Annotated in this window: 19 protein-coding genes; 2 read left to right on the forward strand and 17 right to left on the reverse strand. The window is 32.3% G+C overall.

Annotated elements, in window-relative coordinates; all coding sequences use genetic code 11:
* Positions 1 to 151: 151 nt before the first annotated feature.
* From ACH5TW_RS04280 to ACH5TW_RS04310, 7 genes are all read right to left on the reverse strand, one after another.
* Positions 152 to 1531 carry an MGH1-like glycoside hydrolase domain-containing protein gene (locus ACH5TW_RS04280; protein WP_439335243.1) on the reverse strand — a complete coding sequence of 460 codons (1380 nt, stop codon included), beginning with the start codon at positions 1529 to 1531 and terminating at the stop codon, positions 152 to 154.
* Positions 1532 to 1685: 154 nt separating this feature from the next.
* Complete coding sequence (locus ACH5TW_RS04285; RefSeq protein WP_439335244.1) at positions 1686 to 3704, reverse strand: aceric acid hydrolase; 2019 nt, start codon at positions 3702 to 3704, stop codon at positions 1686 to 1688.
* Between the two features lie 26 nt (positions 3705 to 3730).
* The gene (locus ACH5TW_RS04290; protein ID WP_439335245.1) at positions 3731 to 5944 is read right to left on the reverse strand and encodes an alpha-L-rhamnosidase-related protein; all 2214 of its coding nucleotides are present in this window, start codon (positions 5942 to 5944) and stop codon (positions 3731 to 3733) included.
* Between the two features lie 41 nt (positions 5945 to 5985).
* Positions 5986 to 8907 carry an FAD-binding and (Fe-S)-binding domain-containing protein gene (locus tag ACH5TW_RS04295; protein WP_439335246.1) on the reverse strand — a complete coding sequence of 974 codons (2922 nt, stop codon included), beginning with the start codon at positions 8905 to 8907 and terminating at the stop codon, positions 5986 to 5988.
* A gap of 150 nt (positions 8908 to 9057) precedes the next feature.
* Positions 9058 to 10518 (reverse strand): RagB/SusD family nutrient uptake outer membrane protein, encoded by a 1461-nt coding sequence (locus ACH5TW_RS04300; protein WP_439335247.1) that lies wholly within the window; start codon positions 10516 to 10518, stop codon positions 9058 to 9060.
* Between the two features lie 33 nt (positions 10519 to 10551).
* Positions 10552 to 13908 carry a SusC/RagA family TonB-linked outer membrane protein gene (locus ACH5TW_RS04305; RefSeq protein WP_439335248.1) on the reverse strand — a complete coding sequence of 1119 codons (3357 nt, stop codon included), beginning with the start codon at positions 13906 to 13908 and terminating at the stop codon, positions 10552 to 10554.
* A gap of 276 nt (positions 13909 to 14184) precedes the next feature.
* A complete protein-coding gene (locus tag ACH5TW_RS04310; protein ID WP_439335249.1) occupies positions 14185 to 15354 on the reverse strand; it encodes a FecR family protein in 1170 nt (389 codons plus the stop codon).
* A 110-nt stretch (positions 15355 to 15464) separates the two neighbouring features.
* Here ACH5TW_RS04310 and ACH5TW_RS04315 point away from each other — a divergent pair, with 110 nt between their 5' ends.
* Positions 15465 to 16052, forward strand: coding sequence for an RNA polymerase sigma factor (locus ACH5TW_RS04315; RefSeq protein ID WP_439335250.1), 588 nt, complete (start codon positions 15465 to 15467; stop codon positions 16050 to 16052).
* A gap of 163 nt (positions 16053 to 16215) precedes the next feature.
* Here ACH5TW_RS04315 and ACH5TW_RS04320 read toward each other — a convergent pair whose 3' ends face one another.
* The 3 genes from ACH5TW_RS04320 to ACH5TW_RS04330 all read right to left on the reverse strand — a co-directional run bounded on the left by ACH5TW_RS04320 (position 16216) and on the right by ACH5TW_RS04330 (position 20072).
* On the reverse strand, positions 16216 to 16422 hold the full coding sequence (locus ACH5TW_RS04320; protein WP_439335251.1) for a hypothetical protein: 207 nt from the start codon (positions 16420 to 16422) through the stop codon (positions 16216 to 16218).
* A 10-nt stretch (positions 16423 to 16432) separates the two neighbouring features.
* Complete coding sequence (locus tag ACH5TW_RS04325) at positions 16433 to 18679, reverse strand: glycoside hydrolase family 3 N-terminal domain-containing protein (protein WP_439335252.1); 2247 nt, start codon at positions 18677 to 18679, stop codon at positions 16433 to 16435.
* Between the two features lie 76 nt (positions 18680 to 18755).
* The gene (locus tag ACH5TW_RS04330; protein WP_439335253.1) at positions 18756 to 20072 is read right to left on the reverse strand and encodes a coiled-coil domain-containing protein; all 1317 of its coding nucleotides are present in this window, start codon (positions 20070 to 20072) and stop codon (positions 18756 to 18758) included.
* Between the two features lie 244 nt (positions 20073 to 20316).
* Here ACH5TW_RS04330 and ACH5TW_RS04335 point away from each other — a divergent pair, with 244 nt between their 5' ends.
* Entirely contained in the window at positions 20317 to 20676 is a 360-nt protein-coding gene (locus ACH5TW_RS04335; RefSeq protein ID WP_439335254.1) for a hypothetical protein, read from the forward strand.
* A gap of 63 nt (positions 20677 to 20739) precedes the next feature.
* Here the strand turns inward: ACH5TW_RS04335 and xylA are convergent, their stop codons facing one another.
* The 7 genes from xylA to ACH5TW_RS04370 all read right to left on the reverse strand — a co-directional run bounded on the left by xylA (position 20740) and on the right by ACH5TW_RS04370 (position 26809).
* The gene (xylA, locus tag ACH5TW_RS04340; RefSeq protein WP_439335255.1) at positions 20740 to 22065 is read right to left on the reverse strand and encodes a xylose isomerase; all 1326 of its coding nucleotides are present in this window, start codon (positions 22063 to 22065) and stop codon (positions 20740 to 20742) included.
* Positions 22066 to 22252: 187 nt separating this feature from the next.
* Complete coding sequence (locus tag ACH5TW_RS04345) at positions 22253 to 23737, reverse strand: xylulokinase (protein ID WP_439335256.1); 1485 nt, start codon at positions 23735 to 23737, stop codon at positions 22253 to 22255.
* A gap of 3 nt (positions 23738 to 23740) precedes the next feature.
* Complete coding sequence (locus ACH5TW_RS04350) at positions 23741 to 24763, reverse strand: GntR family transcriptional regulator (RefSeq protein WP_439335257.1); 1023 nt, start codon at positions 24761 to 24763, stop codon at positions 23741 to 23743.
* 142 nt (positions 24764 to 24905) lie between these two features.
* Entirely contained in the window at positions 24906 to 25175 is a 270-nt protein-coding gene (locus tag ACH5TW_RS04355) for a hypothetical protein (RefSeq protein WP_439335258.1), read from the reverse strand.
* A gap of 178 nt (positions 25176 to 25353) precedes the next feature.
* A complete protein-coding gene (locus ACH5TW_RS04360) occupies positions 25354 to 25749 on the reverse strand; it encodes a rhodanese-like domain-containing protein (protein WP_439335259.1) in 396 nt (131 codons plus the stop codon).
* Between the two features lie 11 nt (positions 25750 to 25760).
* On the reverse strand, positions 25761 to 26078 hold the full coding sequence (locus tag ACH5TW_RS04365; RefSeq protein WP_439335260.1) for a rhodanese-like domain-containing protein: 318 nt from the start codon (positions 26076 to 26078) through the stop codon (positions 25761 to 25763).
* A 113-nt stretch (positions 26079 to 26191) separates the two neighbouring features.
* The gene (locus ACH5TW_RS04370) at positions 26192 to 26809 is read right to left on the reverse strand and encodes a thioredoxin family protein (protein ID WP_439335261.1); all 618 of its coding nucleotides are present in this window, start codon (positions 26807 to 26809) and stop codon (positions 26192 to 26194) included.
* Positions 26810 to 26814: the final 5 nt, after the last annotated feature.

The following is a 26814-nucleotide window of genomic DNA, read 5'->3' on the forward strand; positions in this document are numbered from 1 at the left end:
AATCACCCAAACGGTCATTTCTTTTTTTAGTATGTATATCATCAGGTTCTAAACAATATGCCAACTTACCTTCCATAAGCAATTGTTCTGCTATTCAAATTCTATAGTTTTGCCATTATAGGATTGAGGGTTTAAATGATTATATATTAAATTAAAATTCTTTTACAATAGGTTTTTTATCAAGCCAAGCTGCCATATTAAGCACAAGAAAATTCCAATTTTGAAATCCTTTGTTTAGAACAGGCTCACCATTATCAGGCATATAATATTCATGCAATGCACCAAAGCGCTCAAAATCAAGACCCAACAGCAAAATAGTTTTTTCTGCTAATTCTTTCGCTTCTTCCTCAAAGCCATAATTGAGCAGACCTCTAAAAACTAAATAATTCACATTGATCCAAATGGGTCCTAACCATGATGTAGGATTACCACTGGCTCTAAGATTATACATTTTCTCTAATGGCGACAAGCTACGGATGCCTGCAACCGAGTTAAATGAACTGGTGTCATGAAAATGTTGTTCTACCATAATACTGGCTTGCTCTGGTGTTGCAATATTTGCCCACATCGCCATAAAACCACTCCAAACACTGAAACGTTGGATCAAAGCATTATAGTTGCGTGGTTGGCCAACATGAAAAAATAATTGTCCAGGCTGCAAAGATTCTGTATTCGGTTTCTCAATAGGGCGTAAATTCAAATCAACACTGTAATAAAATCCATCTCGAGGATCCCAATTGTGTTCTCTGATATTTTCCAGTAACTTATCTGCTTCATTGGTATAAGTTTTAGCTATATCTGATAAATTAAGACGATTTGCAATATAGCTTATCGCCTGTAACTCTTTATACATTAAAGAATTAAGAAATATTGACCCTGAGCTACCATAAGGGCGATAAAAAGTGCTGGGATCATTATCGACACCAATTGCTATGTCGGTTTGCCAATACATTAACCCAGTAGTTGGGTGCTTGTGCCAATTAAGATATTTATTCACAAAGGTTTGCATATAATAAAAATCATCGCGTAACCACTCTGCATCACCATTCATATTTTTAATAATAAAGGCAGCATGTTGAGCCAACGTAGGCTTATGCATATTGCTTTTCCATGGATTGATGGTGCTCAGCATTTCATTTCGACTGGGAGCATTACGCTCAATCCATATTGGAATCCAACCGTCCATCCCTCCGTAATTTAACGAGTTTAACACACAACCTTGCTCATATTTAAGTGCCTCTTTACGATCTTTTGCTGAGCCTTTTTCAAGTAATATTTGTCTTAAAGCAACATTACTTAACCATGAATCCCAATCCCAAAGCATATCAAGATATTGGTTGCTGCCAGGGGTAAGAAATGGATATTTCAACGAACCTCCAGCTTCTCGATACATGCCTTTCATCTCCTTGTATATATTTTCACGACATATAGACTTATATTTTTTAATATTTTCTGGTGTACGTGAAGGCATTTGAGCAAAAGAATTTGCGATAGTTCCTATTAAAAATGTAATAATTAGAATTCTTTTCATAATGTGTTTTATTTTATATCAATGTATTCGTTGCGATGTAAACTAATATGTGCGAATAATACTATAAGTTTTAATGGATTTATTATAAAACAATCCTGTTTGCGGCTGCTTTCATAATCAAACATACAACTGACTTATTAAAAATTTAAGTTCATTAATATGGCATCCAAACCGTCATTTCTTTCTTTAAACGGTTTCCCCAACTGTAATAAGGAATCAAAGTAATGTCAATAGACTTTTTTGTTGTAGAAATGGGCTTGTACAATACATTATCCCAATCGTCAGTTTCAACAAATGCCCTTGCATTTATACCTATAACTTCTCTACTATTTATGTTCATAGTTTTAATAGTAAAATCTGAGTTTACATCTAATACAATCGTATTGATATCAACTGCTTTTGAAATATCATCAGATTCTAAACAATATACCAATGGGCCTCTTTTTACTGCTACCTGATTTTTGGTTTCTTCAACTAATGGGTTAGCTTGCATAAGTTCTACAGGCATAGGGATATTCAATTCTATAACATCTCCCCTTTTCCATTTTTGATTAATTTTTACGTAACTACCCGAAATCACCTCAGTATCAACAGCCTTATCATTAACTGTAATTGTAGCCCCTTGGCTCCATCCTGGAACCCTTAAATGGAATGCATACCCCTTTTTTGGAGCCTTCACTACTTTTAAAAGGATGTTACCATCCCAAGGATAATTTGTTTGTTGTTCTATTTCAATTTTATCACCGTTTAAAGTTTCCGTTTTTATATGATTACTACCATATAAATTAACATACAATCCTCCTTTTGAAACATTATAGGCATAATTACTAACTTGAGCCAAAGTTCGGGTTACATTTGGTGCACAGCAGTTTGACCATGCTATATAGCCTTCTCGTTCGCTCCCCCAACGTTGTTTAAAAGGTAATTTATTTGAAACATTTAAAGGATTGTTATAACAAAACTCCGTTCCTTCAAGACTTATACCAGATAATACACTATTGTAAAGCGCTAATTCCATAACGTCGGTATATTTAGCATCTCCTGTAAGTTGTAGCATTCTCCAGTTCCATAGTACATTCCCTATGTTAGCACATGTTTCGGTATGGGCTGTAGCATTTGGTAATTGATAAGGTCTGCCATACGCCTGATGTATTTTTTGAACAATTGATGGATTATAAACTGTTCCATCAGGCGATACACCGTCATACAATGAACCACAACCTCCGGTGATATACATTTTTCGATACGTCACATCTTCCCAGATTGATTTCAGGTTCTCCAACAATTTTTCTTCCCCTGTTTCGGCATATAAATCAGCAACACCAGCATATAAATAATTAGCTCTTACGGCATGCCCCATAGCATTTGTTTGTTCTCTAAAAGGAATTCTATCTTGGTTATCATCGGTACCATCATCCGTAGTTCCTCTAATATCAATTAAATTGTTTGCCAATTCTAAATAACGTGGATCTTTAACCGAACGGTACATTTCTATAATACCCATATAATGCGACGGACAAATAGCATTTCTAGCGAGCTCTGGTGATGCCTTTTTATAGAAATCATACAAGAAATCTGCGACTCCTTTTGCTACTTCTAAAAAGTTTGTTTTCCCCGTTGCTCTGTAATGAACACATGCAGATGTCATTAAATGTCCCATGTTATACTTCTCAAAACCTAATTGTTTTTTAAGTTCTTCAGGTCCTAAAGTACCCCAGCGTTCTTCTATTAATACGGGTGTATTAATATAACCATCTGCTCTTTGAGCTTTAACAAACATAGCAATGGCCTCGTCCATTTGTTTATCTAGATTAGGGTCTTTAGTAATTGCATAGGCTGATGCTAGACCTTCTAATATTTTATAAAAATCACCATCATGAAACGAAGGCCCTGCGTGTTTCCCCTTCATTAATCCTGCTGCTATTTCAAAATTTGCATAAGCATGACTTATAGAATCATTATGATACAAATCCCACATAAAAGGAATTGTTTGCTCTAATTCAACATCAAATTGTTCTTTCCAGAAACCTTTGGTCCACTTAACATCTTGTAAATTCACACTTTTTAGCTTAGCGTGTGGGCTATTACCATTAGCGACCAAGCCTTTATCTTGCCCAAAGACTATTATACTAAAAGCTAATAAACTGAATATTAATATTTTATTTTTCGTCATTATAAAAGTTATTTATGCATTAGTAACTAATGTGCTTTGTATTTAATTTGATATGGAGTATTAGGCTGAAGTATTAACTTATACTTTTCTTTATCTAATTGCGTAATAACACCTGTATTTGTTTTTGGTTTGCTTTTACTGTTGAAAATTAATGTGCCTTCGCCATCTGATGCTTTCACTTTTATTTCTTTAGTACTACAATATATGTCCACTTCACCATTTGGTGTTGGCACTTTTCCTTCTATCCATTTTAAACCGCCTAAGTTTGGTTTTACCTCATAGGTTTTATAACCTGCTGAAGTAGGTTGAACACCTAAATAATATTTTCCAAAAAGATAAATGGGACTTGCTCCCCAAGCATGACAAAGGCTTTTCCCGTATGGTCTACCATACATTGCTAAGTGTTCTTCACCTGTATCTGTAGTATCGTATAATTCCCAAAAAGAAGTAGCTCCTAAATCTAACATACCACCCCAATAATCTCGAATTTCATCTAAAACAAATTCCTGTTCTCCTAATGCACACAAAGCTTCTAATTCATAAAAACGCATGTATGGTGTGGTGATTTTCTGAATATTGTCATTTAGTAATACATTTTGTTTTACATGTTGTTTTTGTGTTTCTGTTAGATAATCAAAGAAAATGGCGAACATATTTGTGTAACGGGTTACATTATCTGTTAATTTATTATCTACTCTATTATGGATAAAAGCTTGTTTTTTTTCTGACCAAAAAATCTTAAATAATTTTTCTTTTAAATCATGAGCAAGATTTTTATATGTTTCTATACTCTCATTATCACCAGTGATTTTAGCACAAATTGCCATTGCTTCTAAACTTCTAGCTAATAACAATTGTTCAAAACTCACCTCGCCATCTTTTGTTAAGCCGTCAGCCCAATCGATAAATAACCAGTCTCCTGGTAGGCCTTCAACCATACCATTTTCATTTCTGCGATCCAAACAAAACTGCATCAACGATTTCATCCTAGGATAAATTTGTTTGATAAACGCTTCATCACCCGAAAACTTATAATAATCGTAAACTCCTAAAAACCAATAAAAAGAATAATCCATAATAATATTGATATGGCTTTTTACGGGGTCTTTCCCTCGAAGTGCAAAAAGCGTTCTTTTTACCGATGGATTATCGTTAAACAAATAGTAATTCATCAGATAACTTTGATAGGCATCACCCGACCAAATCCAACGGTCTCTTTTTATGCCATCTATAAAAAATTCTCTTGATGTAAGATGCATGGTATATGCAGATATATCCCATATTTTATTCAGTTTTTCATCTGAACTTTTAAAAGCTCCCTTGTAATCTAAAGGTAAATATTCGTATAGCATCGATACCGAATCTAAAGAAATTTCACCTTCGGGTACGACATAAATATACCTGAATGCGTTTGAACCTTCTAATGTATATTCATCTTCTTGAGTGCCATCAAAAGTCAATCTATTTAAAGTCTCACAATCATAATCAGATTTGGCTTCTTCAATAGATTCTCCATAATATAAATTAATGGAGCCTTTTCCTTTTAATCCATGTAGCTTAACAAATCCAAATGTTTCCACCCCGAAATCAACAACAAAACCATCTTTATACATTTCTGTCGTTATTGGTTTCTTAGGGGTTGTGGCTAATTTAAATTCGGAAGGCAAACTGCTAACCGAGTTAAAATTCCAATTTGCAGCTTTTTGCCATTCCGTACCTCTATCATCCGACCTTTTTCCTGAAGCATTTATCCATTCTTTATCTTCGTAGGTAACTTTCCAAGAATTATTTGTTTTTAAATACTTCCCGTTAATAAAAAGTGCTGGTACTTTTTCTTGATTGTAAATCTTGACCGTAATAGTATGTTGTCCTTTAGGAATTAGAAGTTTATTGTTTTTTTGAATAAACATGTTGTTACGGTCGCCAAAATGAAGTGCACCATCTATCAAAATTTTAGTTTGCCCTTCGGAATTAATAGTGATTTCGTCATCTGTTTCGAAATAGACACTTTTACGAAAAGTCACCAACGCATATGGGCTATAATAACGCCAAAGTGGTGGTAAAAAAGCTTGACGTTCTGTTCGATTAGATTGCATTTTATTACTTACCCAAATTTCGAGATCGCCTGGAAACCAAATCCAGGTAGCTTCTTCTTTTACTTCTTGGGCAAATAATGATATGGAAGACAAAAATAGTATCCCAATAAAAACCCTGAATACTAATGCTGTTAATTTTGCCATATACTCATTTAATTTTTTATTTTCTCTAATTATAAATTCTTTTAAACCAAAGCCTCTCTTAAAATAGTAATAGGATGCTTTGCCTCTCGTTTTGTACCATCTTTAATTTGATGTCTACAACTTGTCCCATTAGCCGATATTATGACATCGTTTGATGCTTTTCTAACAGCAGGAAACAAGGTTTGTTCTCCAACATTCATACTCACCTCATAATGCTCCTTTTCATAGCCAAAGCTACCTGCCATACCACAACAACCACTTGGTATAATGGTGACCTTATAGCTTTTAGGAAGATTCAACACCTCGAAACTGGACAGTTGGTTGCCAAACGATTTTTGATGGCAATGTCCATGAAACTTAATTATTTTTTCTTCTGAAGTAAATGTATCCGAAGTAATATTACCTAATTTAATTTCTTGCTGAATAAACTCTTCTATTAAAAGAGTATGTTTTGCAATTTTTTCTGCGGAGACTTTATCGTCTGCTAACTTTAAATATTCATCTTTAAATGTTAAAATAGCAGATGGTTCAATACCAATCAATGGTGTTTTTTCAGTAATTAAACCCTTAAAAATGTTAACGTTTTTATTTGCTACTTCTTTGGCTTGTTCTAACAATCCTCTAGATAAAAAGGTTCGTCCAGATTCAGCATTTTTTACCATCTTAACCTCATAATTTAATGCGGTTAATAGTTTAATGGCATCTATCCCAATTGGAGTATCTAAATAATTCAAAAATTCGTCGTTAAACAAATAAACCGTTTTAATGGTATTTTTACTTTCTATATGTTTTTTAATGGTTTGAAATTCTTTATTTAAACTTCTATTAGAAATTAATGGTAGTTGTCTTTCTTTAGCGATTCCGAACGATTTTTTTAAAATGGACGCTGTTATACCATTAGAAAACACAAAGTTTGTCAACTCAGGAAACACACTACCATAACGATTCAACGTGTTGTTATAAGCAAATAATTTAGTACGCAAAGGCACCCCATTTGCTTTTTGATATTGGTATTGAAATTCTGCTTTTAAACTTGCTACATCTACACTGCTTGGACATTCACTAGCACAGGCCTTACAACTCAAACAAAGGTCAAAAACCTTTTTTAATTCTTTATGGTCGAACTTGTTCTCTTTATTAGAATTGGTTAAAAACTCTCGTAATGCATTGGCTCTAGCTCGCGTGGTATCCTTTTCATTTCTTGTGGCGCGATAACTTGGGCACATAGTACCCCCAAACTCTGGCAATTTTCTACAATCACCAGAACCATTACATTTTTCAGCTTCACGCAATATGCCTTGAGATGCAGAAAAATCGAGTAGAGTTTTTATTTCTGGCTCTACTCTATCTGCTTTGTAACGTAACGATTTATCCATTTGTAATGGATTTACAATCTTTCCTGGATTGAAAATATTACTTTCATCAAAAACAGTTTTTATGCGTTTTAAAATATTGTAATTTTCTTTACCAATCATTAGTTCAATAAACTCAGACCGTACAATACCATCACCATGTTCGCCACTCATAGCTCCGCCATATTTTTTTACTAAATGTGCGACATCGGTTGTTATTTTTCTAAACAACACAACATCTTCAGACTTTTTAAGATTTAAAATAGGACGCAAATGCAATTCACCAGCTCCAGCATGAGCATAATAAATAGCTTCCTGGTTGTAACCCTTCATTAATGCCGAAAACTCTGAAATATAATTTGCCAAATCGGGTAATGCCACTGCAGTATCTTCTATACATGCTGCCGATTTTTTATCGCCAATTATATTTCCTAACAGTCCTAATCCGGCGCTACGTAAATTGTTTGCTTTGTTAATTTCGTCACCTTCTAATTTTGGAAACGCATAACTTAACCCAGAAGTTTCAATATCTTTTATTAATTTTTCTACTAAAACATCAACTTCTTGTTTGGTAAAAGCTTTTACCTCGCACATTAAAATAGCTTTTGGGTCGCCCTCAATAAAGCTTCTGTTTACTTTTTGTGTTTTGTTGTGTTTTGTACAATCTAAAATGGTTTTATCCATCATTTCGCAGGTGTACAAATTATGCTTCATAACTAGTTCAACAGCATTCAAACAGGTTTCTATACTTGTAAAATGTACCGCTACCATCACCGCTTGCTTTGGCGGTAGTTTATCTAATTTTAATGTGATTTGTGTTGTAAACGCTAAGGTCCCTTCACTTCCTGAAAGGAGCTTACACATATTGAACTTTTCAGAATTATTAGAAAACACTTCTGTTTTTATCAACTCATCAATTGCATAACCTGTATTTCTTCTATGTATTTCTGGTTTCGGAAAATTGTCAATGATTTGTTTTTGAACAGATTCAGACTTTAATTCAGAATAAATAGTTTTGTAAATGTTACCTTCTAAAGTATTTAATGTTGCTTTATTTTGAAATGATTCTGAAGATATTTCATTAAATACAACCTCAGAGCCATCGCTTAAAATAGTATGCATTTCAGTTACTTTATCTCGTGTAGCACCATATCGAATAGATGTCGTTCCGGATGAATTGTTGCCTACCATTCCACCAATCATACAGCGGTTTGATGTTGATGTATTCGGGCTAAAAAATAATCCAAAAGGCTTTAAATAATTATTTAATTCATCGCGCACAACCCCAGGTTGTACTGTAACGGTTTGTTCCTTTTTATTTACATCTAATATTTTAGTAAAATATTTAGACACATCAACAACTATACCTTCTCCAACACACTGTCCTGCAAGCGAAGTACCTGCTGTTCTAGGGATTAAGGATGTATTATGAGTTTTAGCAAACTTAATGAGTTGCTTGATATCTTCGTTGTTTTTAGGATACGCCACTGCCAACGGCAAAATTCTAAATACAGAAGCATCGGTAGCGTATATCGATTTAACTAAATCGTCATGAAATAATTCCCCTGAAATAGTTTCGCTTAGTCTCTGTAAATGTGAAGTTAACCTCATTTTTAAATAAAAATATTTCTAATTTAAAAGGGTTTTTAAATATTTCTGATTTATACTTAGACACAAGTCTCTTTAAGTTTATACTTTAAAAATTAAATGAAGCAAGGCATTCCTTTATAAGGATATGCCTTGCTTTTTATTTAATTTATATTAATAATTTGGATTTAAAATCACTTCTCTTGATGGTAACGGGAATATTGTATTGATTGTTACATATGATGAAGGTAATGGGGCTATTCCTAGTGGGAAATAATAATCCTGAGGATTTGCTTTAACATTTGCTCCAAAAGCTTTCATTACAGCATCTGCATTACCAGTACGAACCAAATCCAGCCACCTCTTATTTTCAAAAGCTAATTCTACTCTTCTTTCATGAAGAATAATATCACTATCAATTGTAACAGCATCAGCAAGACCGGCTCTATTTCTGACTTCATTTAAATAAATTAAAGGATCTCCGGAACCAGATTCAAATAGTGCTTCGGCCAAAGAAAGTAGCACTTCAGAATATCTATACACAGGCCAGTTGTCATTCGTGTTATTAAACTGAGAATGCGCATGATTATATTTGGCTACATAAGGAGTTAACATCCCAGATGCTGAAATATTAATATAGCTGATAGTAGCATCTTCTCTTAAATCTCCATCTTCATAACTAGCAATAAGGTCAGGTGTTGGTAAATTGAATCCTTCAACTTGTAAAGACTGAGCATCCGAAACTCCTGTAATTTGAGCTACCTCCTCTGCAGTAATTGGCTGTGGCATAAACTGGTAAATAAAATTACTGTTATACCCTGCTGATCCTTCTAAATATTGTACTTCAAATATAGATTCGCTATTATTTTTGTTACTTGGATCGAATACATCTGCATAATTCAGAATTAAAGCATATTGATTAGAATCTACAACTTCCTTTAAAACAGTCGCTGCCTGTGTATACATTTTAAGCACCATATAAACGTTACCTAATAGTGTTTTTGCTGCACCACTAGTAGCACGTCCAGGTTCTTGATTCGTTTTATTTGGTAGTAACGTAGCAGCAGATTGCACATCATCTATAATTTGTTGATAAACAACATCGGTAGTTGACAATGGTAATGCTGTCCCTTCTAACGTTGTTACAGGCTCTAAATGATGTGGTACTTCTCCAAAATATTGAACAAGGTCGAAATAAGAAAATGCACGTAAGAATAAAGCTTGTCCTTTAAGATTATCTTTTAAACTATTATCATCAAACTCTACATCTTCGATGGAGGCTAATACTTTATTAGCTCTTGAAATAATAGCATAGTTATTATCCCATTTAAATCCTAAATTTTCGTTAGTTGGAGTTTCTGTAAAATCAGCTATAAACTCAGATGCAAGTTGCCCTCTATTATCAGCATTATAATCATAATAAGAGTTATCAGATCGTAATTCACCCATTACATATGCTGATTTTTGGTATGCATCACGTAAAGGAGCATAAGCACCGTTTATAGCCTTTTCAAAATCTTCTGATGTTTGAAAAAAGGTACTATTACTTAGGTCTGTTTCAGATTCAATTTCCAAAAAATCACTACAAGCAACCATGGAAAATGCTAAGACTATATATAAAATTTTTATTTTCATTTTTTCTAATTTTAAATTCATGTGAACAAACAATTATTTCAACGTTAAATTAACACCAAATGTCACCGTACGTGGAACAGGATACGCCGAAAAATCAATTCCTTGAGCTAAAGCAGTTGGTTGATCATTTTCATTTGCTCCAGCACGAGTACTAACTTCAGGATTACCTTTATAGCCTGATATTACTGCCAACTGTTGAATACTTGAATACAGCCTAACAGAACTAAACACACTTGTTTCTTTAAGCGGCATATTATAACCCAATGTTAAGTTTTTAATCGCTAAGTAACTAGCATCATGTATAAAACGGGTATGATTTGTACCTCTATCCTGACCAGTATCTCCAGTAGCAGTTCCTCCATATCTTCCAGTTCCTGGATTAGACTCAGAGCGCCATCTGTCTTTAACATCTTTAAGCACGTTAAACACACCATCTAAATTAGCTGTTCCTTCATCAGATCGTCTATTAACATCATTCCCAACTGAACCTGCCATAACAATTGCCAAATCAAAATTTTTGTATGAAAAATTATTTGTAAAACCAAAAATAAAGTCAGGAAAAGGATTACCTATAACCGTTTGGTCATCGTCATCTCCTCCTTGTGTTATTACGCCATCACCATTAATATCCACAAATTTAATACCTCCTAAAACTGATCTAGCATGTTTAGGCGAACTATCATACTCTGCTTGGGTAGCATAAACACCATCCTGAATAAACCCATAAAATTGACCGACTCTACCACCAACTTTAGTTATTGTAGCACCTCGACCACCGAAATCACCAAATATGAGTTCATCTGTTAAACCTGACAATGCTTCTACTCTATTATCACTTGCAGCAATATTAAAGTTTGTATTCCAACCAAAATCTCCATCCAATACATTTGCTTTAACACCTATTTCATGCCCCCAAAATTTAAGTTCACCTACATTTGATGTAATTTCACTAAATCCAGATTCTCTAGGCACATCTAGGTTAAATAATAAATCCGTAGTTTTTTTTGTATAATAATCGTAGGATAGTTGAATTCTATTTTGCAGAAATCCTATTTCAAATCCCAAATTAGTTTGTGCTGTTCTTTCCCAGCCTAAATTTTGATTTCCTACTCCTGCTAAAGCGCCTCCACTTGCAACAGTCGACCCAAATATTGCAGCCTCTGTTATAGAAACATTTTGTAAATGCGTATAATTCCCAATATTGTTATTTCCAGTAACACCATAACTTGCTTTTAATTTTAAGAATGAAACGGCATCAAAGTTATCCATAAAGTTTTCGTCTGAAACAATCCAGCCGGCTGAAAGCGAAGGGAAATTACCCCATCTATTTTCTGGTCCAAAACGTGATGAACCATCTGTTCTAAAAGAAGCTGAGAATAGATACTTTCCATCATAATTATAATTTAATCTAGTAAAGAATGAAAGCAAACCCCACTCTTGAATGTCATTAAAAGTTTGTGATCTATCAATATTAATAGCAGACTGTATTGTTGAAATACGATCATCAGGAAAGTTTGAAGCTTGGACATTAGTTTCTTCAAATCTGTATTTTTGTGATGAAAAACCCGCTAACAATTCAAAGTTATGCTTATCTGCAAGTGTCTTAGTATATGTTGCTGTATTTTCATTTAACCAAGTAAAATAATTACGATTAGAGTTTTGAGATATTGCTGTACGTGGAGGAGAAGCAACCCAACTGGTAGATACATGTGAAGGCGTAAAATTCTTATTTATAGTTTGCCCAAATTCTGCATTAATAGTTGATTTAACTTTTAATCCATCAATAATGTCTACTTCAACAAACGCATTAGATAATAAAGTAGTGGTCTTATAATCTCTGTCAATATTATTTATTGTATAAAGCCAATTGGGAGCAGGAAAAGCTGAAACCCCTGGTATATTAGCTGTTGGAGGATAGGTTCCATCGTCATTTCTAATTGGAATTATTGGCCATGCTTGAATTGCACCAGCCAATATTTGATCGCCAGCTCCAAAAAACAAACCATCCGTATTTAATCTATTTTCTACGGTATAGGAAGGCGCTACATTAATACCCAATGTCAACCAATCTGTAATATTAAAGGAAGTATTAGCTCTTAAAGAATACTTTTTATACTTTGAAGTTTGTATAACACCGTCTTGGTTAAAAACACTACCAATTACCGAAACACTATGCTTCTCATCGCGTTTAGAATAGGAAACATTATAGTTTTGTATGGGTGCAGCATCATTTAATATAGCATCATACCAATCACTTCCTTCACCATATTGTTCTGGGTTCTGAAATTCTGCAGGTACAGCCAGTCCTTTGTCTTCATAACTTTCCTTCTTAAATTGTGCAAACTCTGTACCATTCATCAAATCTGGTCTACCTCTTTGCGGTACCGTTTGAAATCCAGTATAAACATTAACACTAAATCTAGACTGACCTACTTTAGCTCCTTTAGTTGTAATAAGTACAACCCCATTAGCACCACGTGAACCGTATAAAGAAGTAGCTGAAGCATCTTTTAAAACCGAAATAGTTTCTATTTCATCGGGATTAATAGCATTAATATCAGATGTAATTGGAAATCCGTCTACAACATATAACGGATCACTATTTGCCAATATAGATGCTTGCCCTCTAATACGTACAGACATACCTTGACCTGGAGTTCCTGATTGTTGATTAATTTGTACACCCGATATTTGTCCTTGTAATTTTTGGGTAAGCTGAGCAACAGGCATCTCTGAAAGTTTAGTAGCATCTACAGTAGCCACAGATCCCGTAACATTTCTTTTTGATTGTGTACCGTAACCAACAACAACAACTTCATCTAGACTAGCAGCATCTTCTTTTAAAGCTATAGAAAGTGTTTTTCGCCCATTTACAGGAACTTCTTGAGTGACAAAACCTAAATATGATACAACAAGAATGGTATTTTCATTTTCCACTGATAAAGAGAAATCACCATCAAAATCTGTTTGAACTCCGTTAGTCGTTCCCTTTTCAAGAATATTGGCGCCGGGTAAAGGCTGCCCATTTGCATCTACAACTGTACCCGATATTTGTATACCTTGCGCCTCAGTAATTACAGTTTTTATTTCTTCGACAAGAATGGTATTATCAGAAGAAAGCACAATATTAAAATTACCATTTGACAAACTTTTTTTCAATAGTTTATTCGCAGATATATTTCCCTTTTTCACTTCTACTTTTGGCAAATCTTTAAATACACCTTCTTGATAAATAAACTTATAGTCTGTTTGTTCCATTATAAGATCAAAGACCTCATCTACGGTTAAACTATTGTTAACCTCAATTTTCACTTTAGAGTTTTGTGATAATAAATTACTTGGTGTAAAACTGAAAGCCGTTATACAGCATAAGAAAATGAAAGTTCGCATAATAATTATCAGTAGTTTCTTTCTAAAAAAGGAAAGAACGTTTTTTAATTTAATTTCCATAAATTTGTTCTGTTATTAGTTAGTTAAATAATTAATGACTCAAAAGGGGATGAAGTCTAATACTTTCGACGGTGTAAACTCTGTTCCCTTTACTTTTTTTTACTTAATAGTTTTTGTTTTTACATATATTCTGGTTTTAATTATACTCGTGTTTTATTTTTGCTTGTTGGTTAAGTGTCTTAAAAAAACTTTTTACTCATTTTATTAGAGATAAGCTTACTTTAATATTATTGTCTCTTTATTTATTTCATAGTTTTCAAGCACACTTAAAGTTTTAATAGACTTTAAAATTTCTTCAAGCTCTTGATTTTTACCTAGTACACCTTTAAATGTAATATTTTCAAGTTCTTTGTTTTCAAAAACTACATCTACATCATACCATCTTGATATTGTTTTCATTATTTGTTTTAAAGGTTTTCCTTTAAAGCTAAAAACACCTTCTTTCCAAGAAATTTCGTTATAAACATTGACCGTCGCAACGGACATTGAGTTATCTTCAAGATTAAGATTAGTTTGTTGTTTCGGCTTTAACACTTGACTCTGGGCTGGAGAATTAACAAGTACTTTCCCTTCAACCAAAGTGGTATAGATATTAGTTTCATCCTTATATGCCTTAATATTGAATTCTGTCCCTAATACTTCTATTTCCTGAGATTTATTAAGCACCATAAATTTTGAACCTTTATGCTCTGTACTAGGAGACACATCAAAATAGGCTTCACCATAAACAAGTTCTACCTCTCGTGTTTTATTTTCTATAAAACTTATAGGGTATTTTAATTGTGATTCTGAATTAAGCCAAACTTGTGTACCATCTGATAATTTCACGTAAAATTGACCACCACGTGGAATTGTCAAGTAATTATATTTAATTTCAGCTTGATGAGGCTTTGCATCCTTATATACAATTTGTTCACCATCACTATTTATATTATGTGTATTATACGAATTAGATTTTCCTAACTCAACTACCGAACCATCTTCTAAAGTCAATATTGCTTTATCAGTTCCTGGTTCTATATTATTATTTACTATTACTTGAATTGGCTCTAAAGAATTACTTGTCAAACTTGGTTTATAGAAATATATTGCAGCTAATATTCCTACAACAACTGCTGCCGACAAATAATAAATTACTTTACGTGCTCGTTTAAGTTTAATAGCTTTTTTTTCATTAACCATTTCTTGTAATAATTCTATTTTCACGTTATTTGAATCGAATTTTCTCATATTAAATTCGATGGCATAGTTAATTTTAATATATGCTCTAAATAGCTGCTCATTGTCAGAATTTTGTATCCATTTCTCCAATTCGTCTAACTCAGACATAGAAGCTTGGTTAGAAATAAATTTTACTATTAAATTTTCTGTTTTTGGGGTAATCATTTTACTGCTTTCTTTTATCTAATACGTTTCGTTTTTACATAACCCTAACTTTTTATTATTTTTTTTTATATTTTCGCAATGAATTACATATTTTTTTATCATTTTAATACATGAAAAATAATTATGCTGATAACTCGCAATTAATAAGAGCTCTAAAATCTGGAGACTCAAAAGCATATTCTTTTTTAGTAGACAACTACCATCATAAACTATGTGTATATGCATATAGTCTTATTCATGATCAAGATATCTCTGAAGATATAGTGCAAAATGTTTTTATACGCACGTGGAAAAAACGCGAAAATCTAAAAACTAATTTTCATATTAATAGTTTTCTATATAAATCAGTATATAATGAATTTATAGATCAGTACCGTAAGCAAAAACCATTTTTTCCTTTAGAAAAGAAATACATTGATGCTATTACAACTATTGTTGAAGAGGATGATAATCATTCTTTAGAACGTATTATAAAACTAGTAAAACAAGAAATCCAAAACCTTCCTCCTAAGTGTAAAGAAGTTTTTTTACTAAGTAAAGAGGAAGGGCTTAGCAACATAGAAATTGCTGAATATAAAAATGTTTCGATTAAATCTGTTGAAGCGCATATTACCAAGGCATTTAATATTTTACGAAAAACCCTAGATGGCAAAATAAATACTTATTTATTTTTAGCCTTTGGAATAAAAAAAACATAAACAATTAATCACTTAAGTTTAATTTATACATAACTCTTTAGTTATGTAAATAGTAATAAGTCTTAATGATCTTTATATTTTCGAGATAATAACCTAAAGTTGGATAATATTCTAATTCTTTTTCACTATTCTCTCTATATAAAATTTTTACTTTGCCCTGAGTTTAAAAAAAAGTTTCACTATTTGGCTTCACTTTATTAAATTCTTTAATTAGAGCTTCATTATAAACCCCAAGTTCTTCAATACTATATTTATTAGTATTAAATTTTGATTCTTCTATATAACTATTATTTTCTAAAACAATCAAACGCTGCTTATTTATAAATTGAAAAACAACAAACCCTAGTAACAATATAAAATAAAAAAACATTTTTAATTATTTACTTTTTTAAATAAAATGTACTTTCTAAGCCTGAAGCCGAATGTGGCCCTATCCAAATCTTAAAATCACCTTCTTCTGCTGCATGTATCATTTTATTATTAGTAAATTTTAAATCTTCTGAAGATATTGTAAATGTAACATCTTTGGATTCTCCAACTTTTAAAGATACATGCTGAAATTTTTTCAATTCTTTTACAGGTCTTGTAATACTTCCAACAACATCATTTATATAAAGTTGCACTATTTCTTTCCCATCACGATTTCCTGTATTGGTAATAGTCATATTCACTTTTAAATCTTCATTAAAATGTATTGTATCTTTTGAAACTTGAATGTTTTCATATTTATAATGAGTATAACTTAAACCGAAGCCAAAAGGAAATTGAGGTGTAAACCCAATATCTAAATAATGAGAATCGTTTCCTAAAGAACTTTGCCACACACCTACTGGAATATCGTACATACTTACATAATCATCAGCATTTGCGGGTCTCCCTGTGTTTTTATGATTGTAAAAATATGGTAATTGTCCTGCGGTTTTAGGCCACGATACAGATAAACGTCCTTGGGGCTCAGATATTCCAAAAATAACATCGTGCAAAGCGTCTCCTCCCATAGTCCCAGGATGCCATGCCATTAAAACCGCATCTACATGATCTATAATATTTGAAATAGTTATAGGCCTTCCTGACATAATTACTAATATAATTGGCTGGCCTATTTTAGCCAATTCTTTTATTAAATCTTCTTGGGCACCTGGTAAATCTATATTTGCTCTACTATGTGCTTCACCAGATAGGATAGCTTCTTCTCCTGCAAAAAACAAAATAACATCGGACTTTTTAGCATTGGCAATTGCTTTAGAAAACCCATCTTTAGATAAATCTCGACTAAAAGTTAATCCTGAAGTATAATTAAAATTGATATTGCTTTTATTGAATGCATTAACAGGTGTTACTGTATGCGTCTTATCGCCATCGAAAGTCCAAGTACCCATTTGCTCTAAAGGCGCATCGGATAATGGGCCAATTACAGCAATTTTAGTAGTTTTTGATAATGGTAAAACATTTTCATTCTTCAATAAAACTGTACTTTTAATAGCTGCATTTTTAGCTTCATCTAGATGTTCTTTTTTATAAAAAACATCTGTATTGTTTTTATCTCTATAAGGAGCATCAAACAATCCTAACCTTAATTTAACTCTTAAAATATTTTTTACAAATTCATCTAATTGAGCTTCTGTAAATTTGCCTTCTAATATCAAATCTTTTAAATGGTTTTCATAAGCCTTACTCGTCATTTCCATATCTAATCCGGCATTTGCAGCCAGTTCTCCTGCATGTTTTTCATCTGATGCAAATCCATGATTTATCATTTCTATAACCGAATCCCAATCACTAACTACAAAACCATCAAACTTAAATTCATCTCGTAAAACCTGTTTTAACAGAAACTCATTTCCTGTAACCGGTATACCATTAATTTCGTTAAAAGAAGTCATTACTGTTGCTGCACCAGCCTCTAAAGTCGATTTAAACGGGGGCAAATATACATTACGCAATAAAGGTTCTGAAATAACTGTTGTATTATAATCTCTCCCTCCAATAGCTGCTCCATATCCTAAATAATGTTTTGCACAGGCTGCGATACTTGTTGGATTACTTAGAGAATCGCCTTGAAATCCTTTAACATAAGCTTTCCCTAAAATAGATGCTAGGTAAGGGTCTTCTCCTGGAGACTCCGCTATTCTACCCCAACGGCTATCTCTAGCAATATCTAACATGGGTGCAAACGTCCAACGAATACCAACCGAACTTGCTTCAATTGCTGCTATTCTTGATGAGGATTCAACAACTTGTTTATCCCAAGAAGAAGCTAAAGCTAAAGGGATAGGAAATATAGTTTTAAAACCATGAATGACATCTCTACCAAAAATTAAAGGAATCTTATTTCGGCTTTCTTCTACAGCTATTTTTTGTAATTCATCAACATAATCTGTATTCATGACATTTAGTAAAGCTCCTATTTTGCCATCTCTAACTTCTTGCTTAAGTTCTTCTGACAAGGTTTTAGCTCTACTTGAAGTACCTCTTAAATTGGTTTGACCAATTTTTTCATCTAAGGTCATTTTTGACAATAGATTATTGATGTAATATTCTTCTTGGTTAATTTTATCTTCTAATCCTTTATTTTCTGAACAACTTAAAGCAATAAAAACCAATAAAACTAACAAAGAATATTTCATAATTTATTTTAATTAATTGTTTAAAAAAGATTAAATATATTTAAACCTTTTATTTTTCAATAAGCTCTTAACAGAACTATTCAATACATTTCAACTTATCTATAAAGAATTCTTTATATTCTATATCAATAATGGTTGTAGATTCCTCGGTACCTTTCAAACGAATTGATTTTATTGGAGACTCCTTTAGTTTAGCGACTTGAGAAGCTGACAAGTTAGCCTTAAAACTAAAGTTTCCACAATCCATATCCCAAGAATGATAAAAAGCAATTGCGAAATTATTTTCAAGAATTACTTTTACACTAGATCTATTTCTAGGTAAATAACTAGCACACCCTAAGTCTTCACTTAAATTAAAGAAGACACATTCTTTTTGTCCATATTTATACAACTCGACAGTAAGATTTTTATTAAGTTGATATGGTTCAGTTCTTATGTATACTTTTTTATAGAAATCATCATATTCATCAATTATATAATGACATGTAGAACGAAATTTGATTCTTTCTAATCTTGACTCTTCTTCTTTTTCATTTACAATTAAATTAACATCCACTGCTTCAACCTGTTTTTTTCCAGCTTCTGTTACTCTAAATATGGAATCTTGTCGCCTCTGTTCTCTCAAAGCCGCCTCTAACTTTCTCTCTTGAGCTTTTGCTTCTAGATGTTTCTTCTCTATCGCTTTTACATGTGCTATGGAATCTTGCCGCTTCTGCTCTCTTAACGCCGCTTCTAACTTTCTCTCTTGAGCTTTTGCTTCTAGATGTTTCTTCTCTATCGCTTTTACATGAGCTATGGAATCTTGCCTCTTCTGCTCTCTTAACACTGCTTCTAACTTTCTCTTTTGAGCTTCTGCTTCTAGATGTTTCTTCTCTATCGCTTTTACATGAGCTATGGAATCTTGCCGCTTCTGCTCTCTCAAAGCCGCTTCTAACTTTCTCTCTTGAGCTTCTGCCTCTAGATGTTTCTTCTCTATCGCTTTTACATGTAATATAGAATCTTGCCTTTTCTGTTCGAGAACATTTGGGTCTACTTTCTTTGTGCTTTCTAATATTCTTTTCTTTCTCTGTTCTTCATCTGCTATTAGTCTATCTCGTTCTTTATTTTGATAATCATAATACAAATCCATCATTTCCTCATTAACTAACAAGTCATCAATTTTAACTATACCTTCCCAATCTTTAAACTTCACTTTATAATTATCTCTACCTAAAAAATCAATAACAAAACATTTTTGATTCTCTTTAAATTCAGTTAAGGATTGTGTTAATTGGTTGGTGTTTCTATTTAAGTTTTTATATAGATTTCCTTCTTGAGAAAACTGAGTAGGAATGCTTACTTCTTGAGAAAATAAACTTAAAGAAAACAGAAGAAAACAAAAATATTTAATCATAATTATACTCTTATAAAGAAATTGGGGCATATTAATATCTATTATGAAACATCAAATTTAAAAATTTACAATTGTTTATCATATTTGAAAAGCATGTTTTATTATTGATACCTACTTCATAAGTAATCAATTTATCATTATGATATAGTATTATCTCTACAAACGAACTATTATACAGGTTAATATTCTAATTATAAAATTCTCATTTATTTTTTAAGTATTTTTGATTTTATTCATTACAACTATGACCATTCAAGATTTAACTGGACAATACAATATAATAGGGAGTAATCAAGATGCTTTAGAAAATACGTACAAAGGTACTCTTGATTTAATCCTTGATGAAAATAATAGAATAAAAGCAAAATGGCTTATAAATAATGAACATATACAACTAGGAACTGGCTTTTTTAAGAACAATATTCTTGTTATTAATTTCAATTACAAAGACAAAAAAAACAACACTTACAAAGGCGTCGTTGTTTACAAATGTATTTCTAAAGATATCCTAGAAGGCTTTTGGTCTGAAAAACATGGAAATCCACTTTACCTTGGAGAAGAATGTTGCTTTCGGGTTAACGACAAAGAGCAGCTGCTTGACTAAAAATCAAGCATAAAAAAAACCTCAACTATTAAATAATTGAGGTTTCATTTTATGAATTAATTGCTAAATATATTGATTGATAATATTTTCAAACAATTCTTGTTTACCACTTTTTAATGATAACTCTCCGTTTTCTTGAGCTATTTTGTATAAATCTTGTAACCCTAATTGTCCTTCTTCAAAAGCTTTTCCTTTTCCAGAATCGAAAGAAGCATAACGCTCTGTTCTTAACTTTTCATAAGGAGACGATGTTATAATTTTATCTGCAATAAGCAAAGCACGTGCAAAGGTATCTGCTCCACCAATATGTGCATGAAATACATCCTCTAAATCGGTTGAGTTTCTTCTAATTTTTGCATCAAAATTAACACCACCACCTTGTAAGCCACCTGCTTTTAAGAACACCAACATAGCTTCTGTCGTTTCTTGAATGTTATTTGGAAACTGGTCAGTATCCCATCCGTTTTGGTAATCGCCACGGTTAGCATCTAAGCTTCCTAACATACCTGCTTTTGCAGCAACTTCAATTTCGTGTTGGAATGTGTGTTGTGCTAAAGTAGCGTGATTTACTTCTATATTTATTTTAAAGTCTTTATCTAAACCATATTCTTTTAAGAAACCAATAGCTGTAGCCGAATCGAAATCGTACTGATGTTTAGAAGGCTCCATTGGTTTTGGCTCTATAAAGAAGTTTCCTTTAAATCCATTTGCTCTAGCATAATCTCTAGCCATGGTTAAAAATTGTGCCATGTGATCTAACTCACGTCCCATGTCAGTATTTAATAAAGACATATAACCTTCACGACCACCCCAGAACACATAGTTTTCGCCATTTAACGCTATGGTAGCATCTAAAGCTAATTTTACTTGTCCGCCTGCTCTAGCAACCACATCGAAATCTGGGTTTGTAGAAGCACCATTCATATAACGCGGATTAGAAAAACAGTTTGCTGTACCCCAAAGTAATTTTACATCTGAAGCTGCTTGTTTTTCCTTTAGGTAATCAGTAATAGCTGCTAATCTACTTTCAGATTCACCAAATGTTGCGCCTTCTCTAATTAAATCGAAATCGTGAAAACAGTAATAACCGAATCCCATTTTTGTTATAAATTCAAAAGCTGCATCTGCTTTGTCTTTTGCTGCTTGAATAGCATCAGCAGGTTTGTCCCACTCAAAATTTTGCGTTCCTGGACCAAATGGATCTGATCCTTGTCCGCAGAATGTATGCCAGTATGCTACTGAAAATTTAAAATGTTCGCGCATGGTTTTCCCTGCGACTACTTGATCTGGATTGTAATATTTGAATGCTAACGGATTGTCTGATTCTTTGCCTTCAAACTTAATGTCTCCAATGCCTTTGTAATACTCTTTGTTTCCTATAATTGCCATTTTTTTCAGGTATTAATTGTTTATCTGTTTATTTACTAAGTTGTTAAATAGTTACTATGTGCGTTAGGGATTAAAGCATTTATTGAAGCTCTTTTTGTGTTGTTGCACATATGCAACACAAAAAAGCGACTGCTGAAAGCCCGACCTGTTCCTGAACTAAATTCAGGATAAAGGTAACGCCCTAATGTTATTTATTTAAAATGAGTTCTAATTCGTTTTTCCAGTTATTATATGCTTTTAAATATGGTTCTTTGTCTTTAAAAGGCATGAATGTCATAACGTGATCGTTATCTATAATTGCCTTTCCAAAGGTTTCAAAATCGCCTTTATGCAAATGCGCTGCTCTTGCGGCACCTATAGCTCCTGTTGTATTATAAATTTCGATTTCTTGCTCAATTAAAGTCGCCACTGTGTTTGCAAAGATTTCGGAGCGAAATAAATTATCGTTTCCTGCTCTAATAACTTTGGTTTTAATACCATCTGATTTTAAAATCTCCATACCATACACAAACGAAAAGGCAATACCTTCTAGAGCTGCACGACACATATGACCTTTATGATGGTTATTTAAGTTGATATTTACAAGACGCGTGCCTATTTCTTTATTATTTAACATACGTTCGGCTCCGTTTCCGAAAGGAATTAAGCATACACCATCTGATCCTACAGGAATATCGGTTGCCAAATTATTCATCTCTTCATATGAGCTTACAGCTAAATTATTTAATAACCAACGATATTGTATACCTGCTCCATTAATACAAAGTAATTTCCCTATTCGTGCGGCGGCTCCTTTTTTATAATTTACGTGCGCAAAATTATTTACACGAGCACTTTCTTTTACAGATAAACTATCGGTAACTGCATAAACAACTCCTGATGTACCTCCTGTTGCGGCTACTTCTCCTGGATTAAATACATTTAAAGACAAAGCGTTATTAGGTTGATCGCCTGCTCTGTAAAAAATAGGTGTTCCTGCTGCTATTCCTGATGCTTCCTCTCCGTTTTCATCGACTACCGATTGCTCTCCAAAGGTTTCTACTATATCTGGCACAAGTGCTTTATCGATACCATAATGTTCTAAAAGAAAATCGGCTACTGTATCCTTTTTAAAATCCCAAAAAATGCCTTCAGACAATCCTGAAATGGTTGTGTTTATGATATTTGAAAATTTGTATGCAATGTAATCGCCAGGTAACATGAACTTATAAGTGTTTTTATAAACTTCTGGTTCATTATCTTTTACCCATTTTAATTTTGAAGCTGTAAAATTTGCTGGTGAGTTTAACAAGCTTTCTGAACAAGTATTTTCTCCTATATTTTGAAAAGCTTCATTACCAATTTCTACAGCACGACTATCGCACCAGATTATACTTTTACGAAGTGGGTTCCCTTCTTTATCAATCAATACCAAACCGTGCATTTGATACGAAATACCAATGCCTTTAATTTGGGTTCTGCTTACATTATATTGTTTCTTTAAACTGGTTATGGCTGCACAAATATGCTGCCACCAATCGTTTGGTTTTTGTTCTGCCCAACCATTTTTTTGAGCAAACATGCCCATTTCTTCTTTTGGTTCTTGTACAACACCTATACTTTTACCTGTAGCTATTTCTACTAAAGCGGCTTTAATAGATGAGCTTCCTATATCTAATCCTAAATAGTACATAGTTTATAATGATTCTCTTAATATTAGTTTAGTTGGAATGTAGCACTGCATTGTGTTATCATTACTAACAAACTCTGCTGCTTTATTTCCTATTTCTTTAAAATCTGTTGAGATAACAGATATCCCTTTATATATAAATTTTTTCATAGGCGTTTCGTTATAAGATAAAAAGCCAACATCTGTTCCTGGTTCGAGATTCAACCCGCGGCTTTGTTCTAAAAAAACACCTAGTACTCTATCACTTACGCTTATATATGCTTCTCCTTTTTTAATATTAAAGTTTTTAGTTTCGGTAATAACCTCAAACTTTAAATGATACATTTCACAAAACTTTTTAAAATAAGCTATTGTTTCTATTGGGTGAAACGTAAAGTCTGGATATACAAAAACGATTTTTTTATATTTTTTGAAGACTTCTTTTGCTTCTTCTAAACATTTGTAAAATGAATCTCCAAAATCTTGAAACACAAAATTATTATTAGGCTGTGAATGTATATTCCAATCTATTAAGAGCAACTTATTATCATCTATCTCTGATAATACATTAGGAACTTCTTTACTATCAAAACTCATTACAACATACTTATAATACTTTCCTTTACTATTATTAATAATAGTTTTAAAATTATCTATGTTATAATGATGAAATTGCACATCTACAATGACATTCTTTGGCAAGTCATTAACAAATGAATGGTACAAAACTTCCTTATATGCTTTAAAAGTATCTAAAAGCAAAAGTACTTTTCTTGTATCATTAGCGACATAATACCCTTTATTTGGTACAGACTCGATAACATTTTGTTCTTTTAAAATAGAATAGGATTTAAACACCGTATCTCTAGACAAACTATACGCCTTACAAATGGCATTCACAGACGGCAAAGCATCGCCACTTGATAATGTATTATTAGCAAGGGCATTATTTATAGCGTTTACCAATTGCTGGTACTTTGGAATTTCGCTATTAATATTTATATCAAAATCAACTTTCACTAAACCGTTCTGTTCTGTTCTGGTTGTCAAAAATATAAATTATTTATGATATAAAACTAATCTTATTGTTTTTATTTTTTAAAAAGTGTGAATTTTAATTTTTTGGCATAAAAAAAACCATTTAAACAGGTATTTGTTGAAATGGTTATTAAATTTATTTAAATAAAAAGTTCTAACTAACTTTTTGTTTATTCTTCATTTTTTCAAGAAGGACTAATTCACGATGAATTTCTTCTTTTCGGTCATTAAATTTCTGAACTTTAGCATCTATGATTTTTTGCTTTTCTAAACTTTCAAGTCGTCTTAATTCTTCTTTTGCAAGTAATCTTTTAGCTTCTCTTTTTTGCTTAATTTTTTCAATTGCAACCGAAAAATATGCATAACCGTACATACTTAAAAACAATAATGCAATTATCCCTAATATGATATAACCGTTTTCCATAACTTCTTCTAAATTATTTTTTTTTAAATATAAGTACCTCTAAAAAGACTCACTAAATTAAACTTTTATAAAATTAATCAAAAGAAACTTCCAATTATAATAAAAAAGGTGAAGTACTTAAAAAAAAGATAAAAGTTAAAAAAACAAGAAATAAAATATTTATTCAGTAACGCTCTGTCTATTTTTTGATTTTATATCCTTCTGATTCCCAATTTAAAAAACCACCTTCCAAATCGTAAATTTTTGTAAAACCTACTTCTAAAAATGCACTTACACTTTTACCACTTCGCCCTCCTGATCGACAATAAATAAATACAGGTTTTGATTTGTCTAATTTGTTTATTTCATCTTTAAAGGTAGAAGAATAAAAATCTATATTTTTAGCTGTATCAATAAAACCTTCACTAAATTCTTTTGGCGTTCTAACATCTATAAACTGAACAGAATCAGCATCTAAAAAAACCTGCATTTCTTTAGGAGAAATAACTTTTACTTGCTCTTGGTTTAGAGTCTTTTTACAGCTAAAACCAAAAGTACCTATTACAATACAAAAAAATAAAACGAAATGTTTCATGAGCAAATATTTTAATCTAAATCAACAACATCTCCTGTCCATTCCATCATACCTCCCTCAAGGTTATAAGCGTTTTCAAAACCTAATTGCTCCATAATATTACATGCTTGTCCACTTCTATTCCCTGAACGACAATACACATAATAATTTTTACTTTTATCAAGATCTTCAAGTTCATTAATAAATTCTTGACCTTTATAAATATCTATATGAATGGCATTTGCTATAATACCATCTGCCACTTCAGCATCTGTTCTTACATCCAAAACAACAGCATTATCATCGTTTTCTAATTGTTCTGTCCATTCTTCTTGTGTTAAATCTTCCATGTTATCTTTATTAAAAAATATATATTACAATATTAATACATCTAAAACTATAGACGAAAAAAAATCCGAAGTATTACAACTTCGGATTTCATTTATCAAATTCCTTGCCTTTTTTAAACTTTAATAGAACAACCAATAGCTTTTGTTTCTTTTTGTTCTATCTCTTCACCTTCCAACAAAGCATCAACCGCTTCTTCAACATATTTAGTTTTAGCAGCTGAGGCATCTTTATAATTATCATCAATAGCTCCAATATATTCAACTATATTCATTCCATCTCCTTTTTGCAAAACAAATACATGAGGTGTTTTTGTAGCTCCAAATTTTGGATACACTTTTTGCCCCTCGTCTATTAAATATGGAAACGTAAAACCTTTTTCTTTTGCTCTTTGCTTCATCGCTTCTAAATTATCCCCTGGCTTTACATCTGTATTATTTGGCATAATAGCAATTACTGGATAGCCTTTAGATGCATATTTTTCGTTTAACGCCTGAACTCTATCTTCATACGCCACTGCAAACGGACAGGTATTACAAGTAAATGTTACAATGAATCCTTTTGCATCTTTATAATCTGATAACGACACCATTTTTCCATCTATATTTTTAAGGGAAAAATCTTCAGCAACGTCACCTATTTTATAGCCATCATTACTCGTTGATTTGTTGATTGTAAATGCACTAACACACAATACAATTACTAGGGCGGAAATTAATTTAATTGTTTTCATAATTA

This window comes from Thalassobellus sediminis (assembly GCF_044386045.1).
GTDB lineage: Bacteria > Bacteroidota > Bacteroidia > Flavobacteriales > Flavobacteriaceae > Thalassobellus > Thalassobellus sediminis.

Coding starts and splice junctions, on each gene's coding strand:
- ACH5TW_RS04280 (WP_439335243.1), bottom strand. CDS start 1,531: ATGAAAAGAATTCTAATTATTACATTTTTAATAGGAACTATCGCAAAT.
- ACH5TW_RS04285 (WP_439335244.1), bottom strand. CDS start 3,704: ATGACGAAAAATAAAATATTAATATTCAGTTTATTAGCTTTTAGTATA.
- ACH5TW_RS04290 (WP_439335245.1), bottom strand. CDS start 5,944: ATGGCAAAATTAACAGCATTAGTATTCAGGGTTTTTATTGGGATACTA.
- ACH5TW_RS04295 (WP_439335246.1), bottom strand. CDS start 8,907: ATGAGGTTAACTTCACATTTACAGAGACTAAGCGAAACTATTTCAGGG.
- ACH5TW_RS04300 (WP_439335247.1), bottom strand. CDS start 10,518: ATGAAAATAAAAATTTTATATATAGTCTTAGCATTTTCCATGGTTGCT.
- ACH5TW_RS04305 (WP_439335248.1), bottom strand. CDS start 13,908: ATGCGAACTTTCATTTTCTTATGCTGTATAACGGCTTTCAGTTTTACA.
- ACH5TW_RS04310 (WP_439335249.1), bottom strand. CDS start 15,354: ATGATTACCCCAAAAACAGAAAATTTAATAGTAAAATTTATTTCTAAC.
- ACH5TW_RS04315 (WP_439335250.1), top strand. CDS start 15,465: ATGAAAAATAATTATGCTGATAACTCGCAATTAATAAGAGCTCTAAAA.
- ACH5TW_RS04320 (WP_439335251.1), bottom strand. CDS start 16,422: ATGTTTTTTTATTTTATATTGTTACTAGGGTTTGTTGTTTTTCAATTT.
- ACH5TW_RS04325 (WP_439335252.1), bottom strand. CDS start 18,679: ATGAAATATTCTTTGTTAGTTTTATTGGTTTTTATTGCTTTAAGTTGT.
- ACH5TW_RS04330 (WP_439335253.1), bottom strand. CDS start 20,072: ATGATTAAATATTTTTGTTTTCTTCTGTTTTCTTTAAGTTTATTTTCT.
- ACH5TW_RS04335 (WP_439335254.1), top strand. CDS start 20,317: ATGACCATTCAAGATTTAACTGGACAATACAATATAATAGGGAGTAAT.
- xylA (WP_439335255.1), bottom strand. CDS start 22,065: ATGGCAATTATAGGAAACAAAGAGTATTACAAAGGCATTGGAGACATT.
- ACH5TW_RS04345 (WP_439335256.1), bottom strand. CDS start 23,737: ATGTACTATTTAGGATTAGATATAGGAAGCTCATCTATTAAAGCCGCT.
- ACH5TW_RS04355 (WP_439335258.1), bottom strand. CDS start 25,175: ATGGAAAACGGTTATATCATATTAGGGATAATTGCATTATTGTTTTTA.
- ACH5TW_RS04360 (WP_439335259.1), bottom strand. CDS start 25,749: ATGAAACATTTCGTTTTATTTTTTTGTATTGTAATAGGTACTTTTGGT.
- ACH5TW_RS04365 (WP_439335260.1), bottom strand. CDS start 26,078: ATGGAAGATTTAACACAAGAAGAATGGACAGAACAATTAGAAAACGAT.
- ACH5TW_RS04370 (WP_439335261.1), bottom strand. CDS start 26,809: ATGAAAACAATTAAATTAATTTCCGCCCTAGTAATTGTATTGTGTGTT.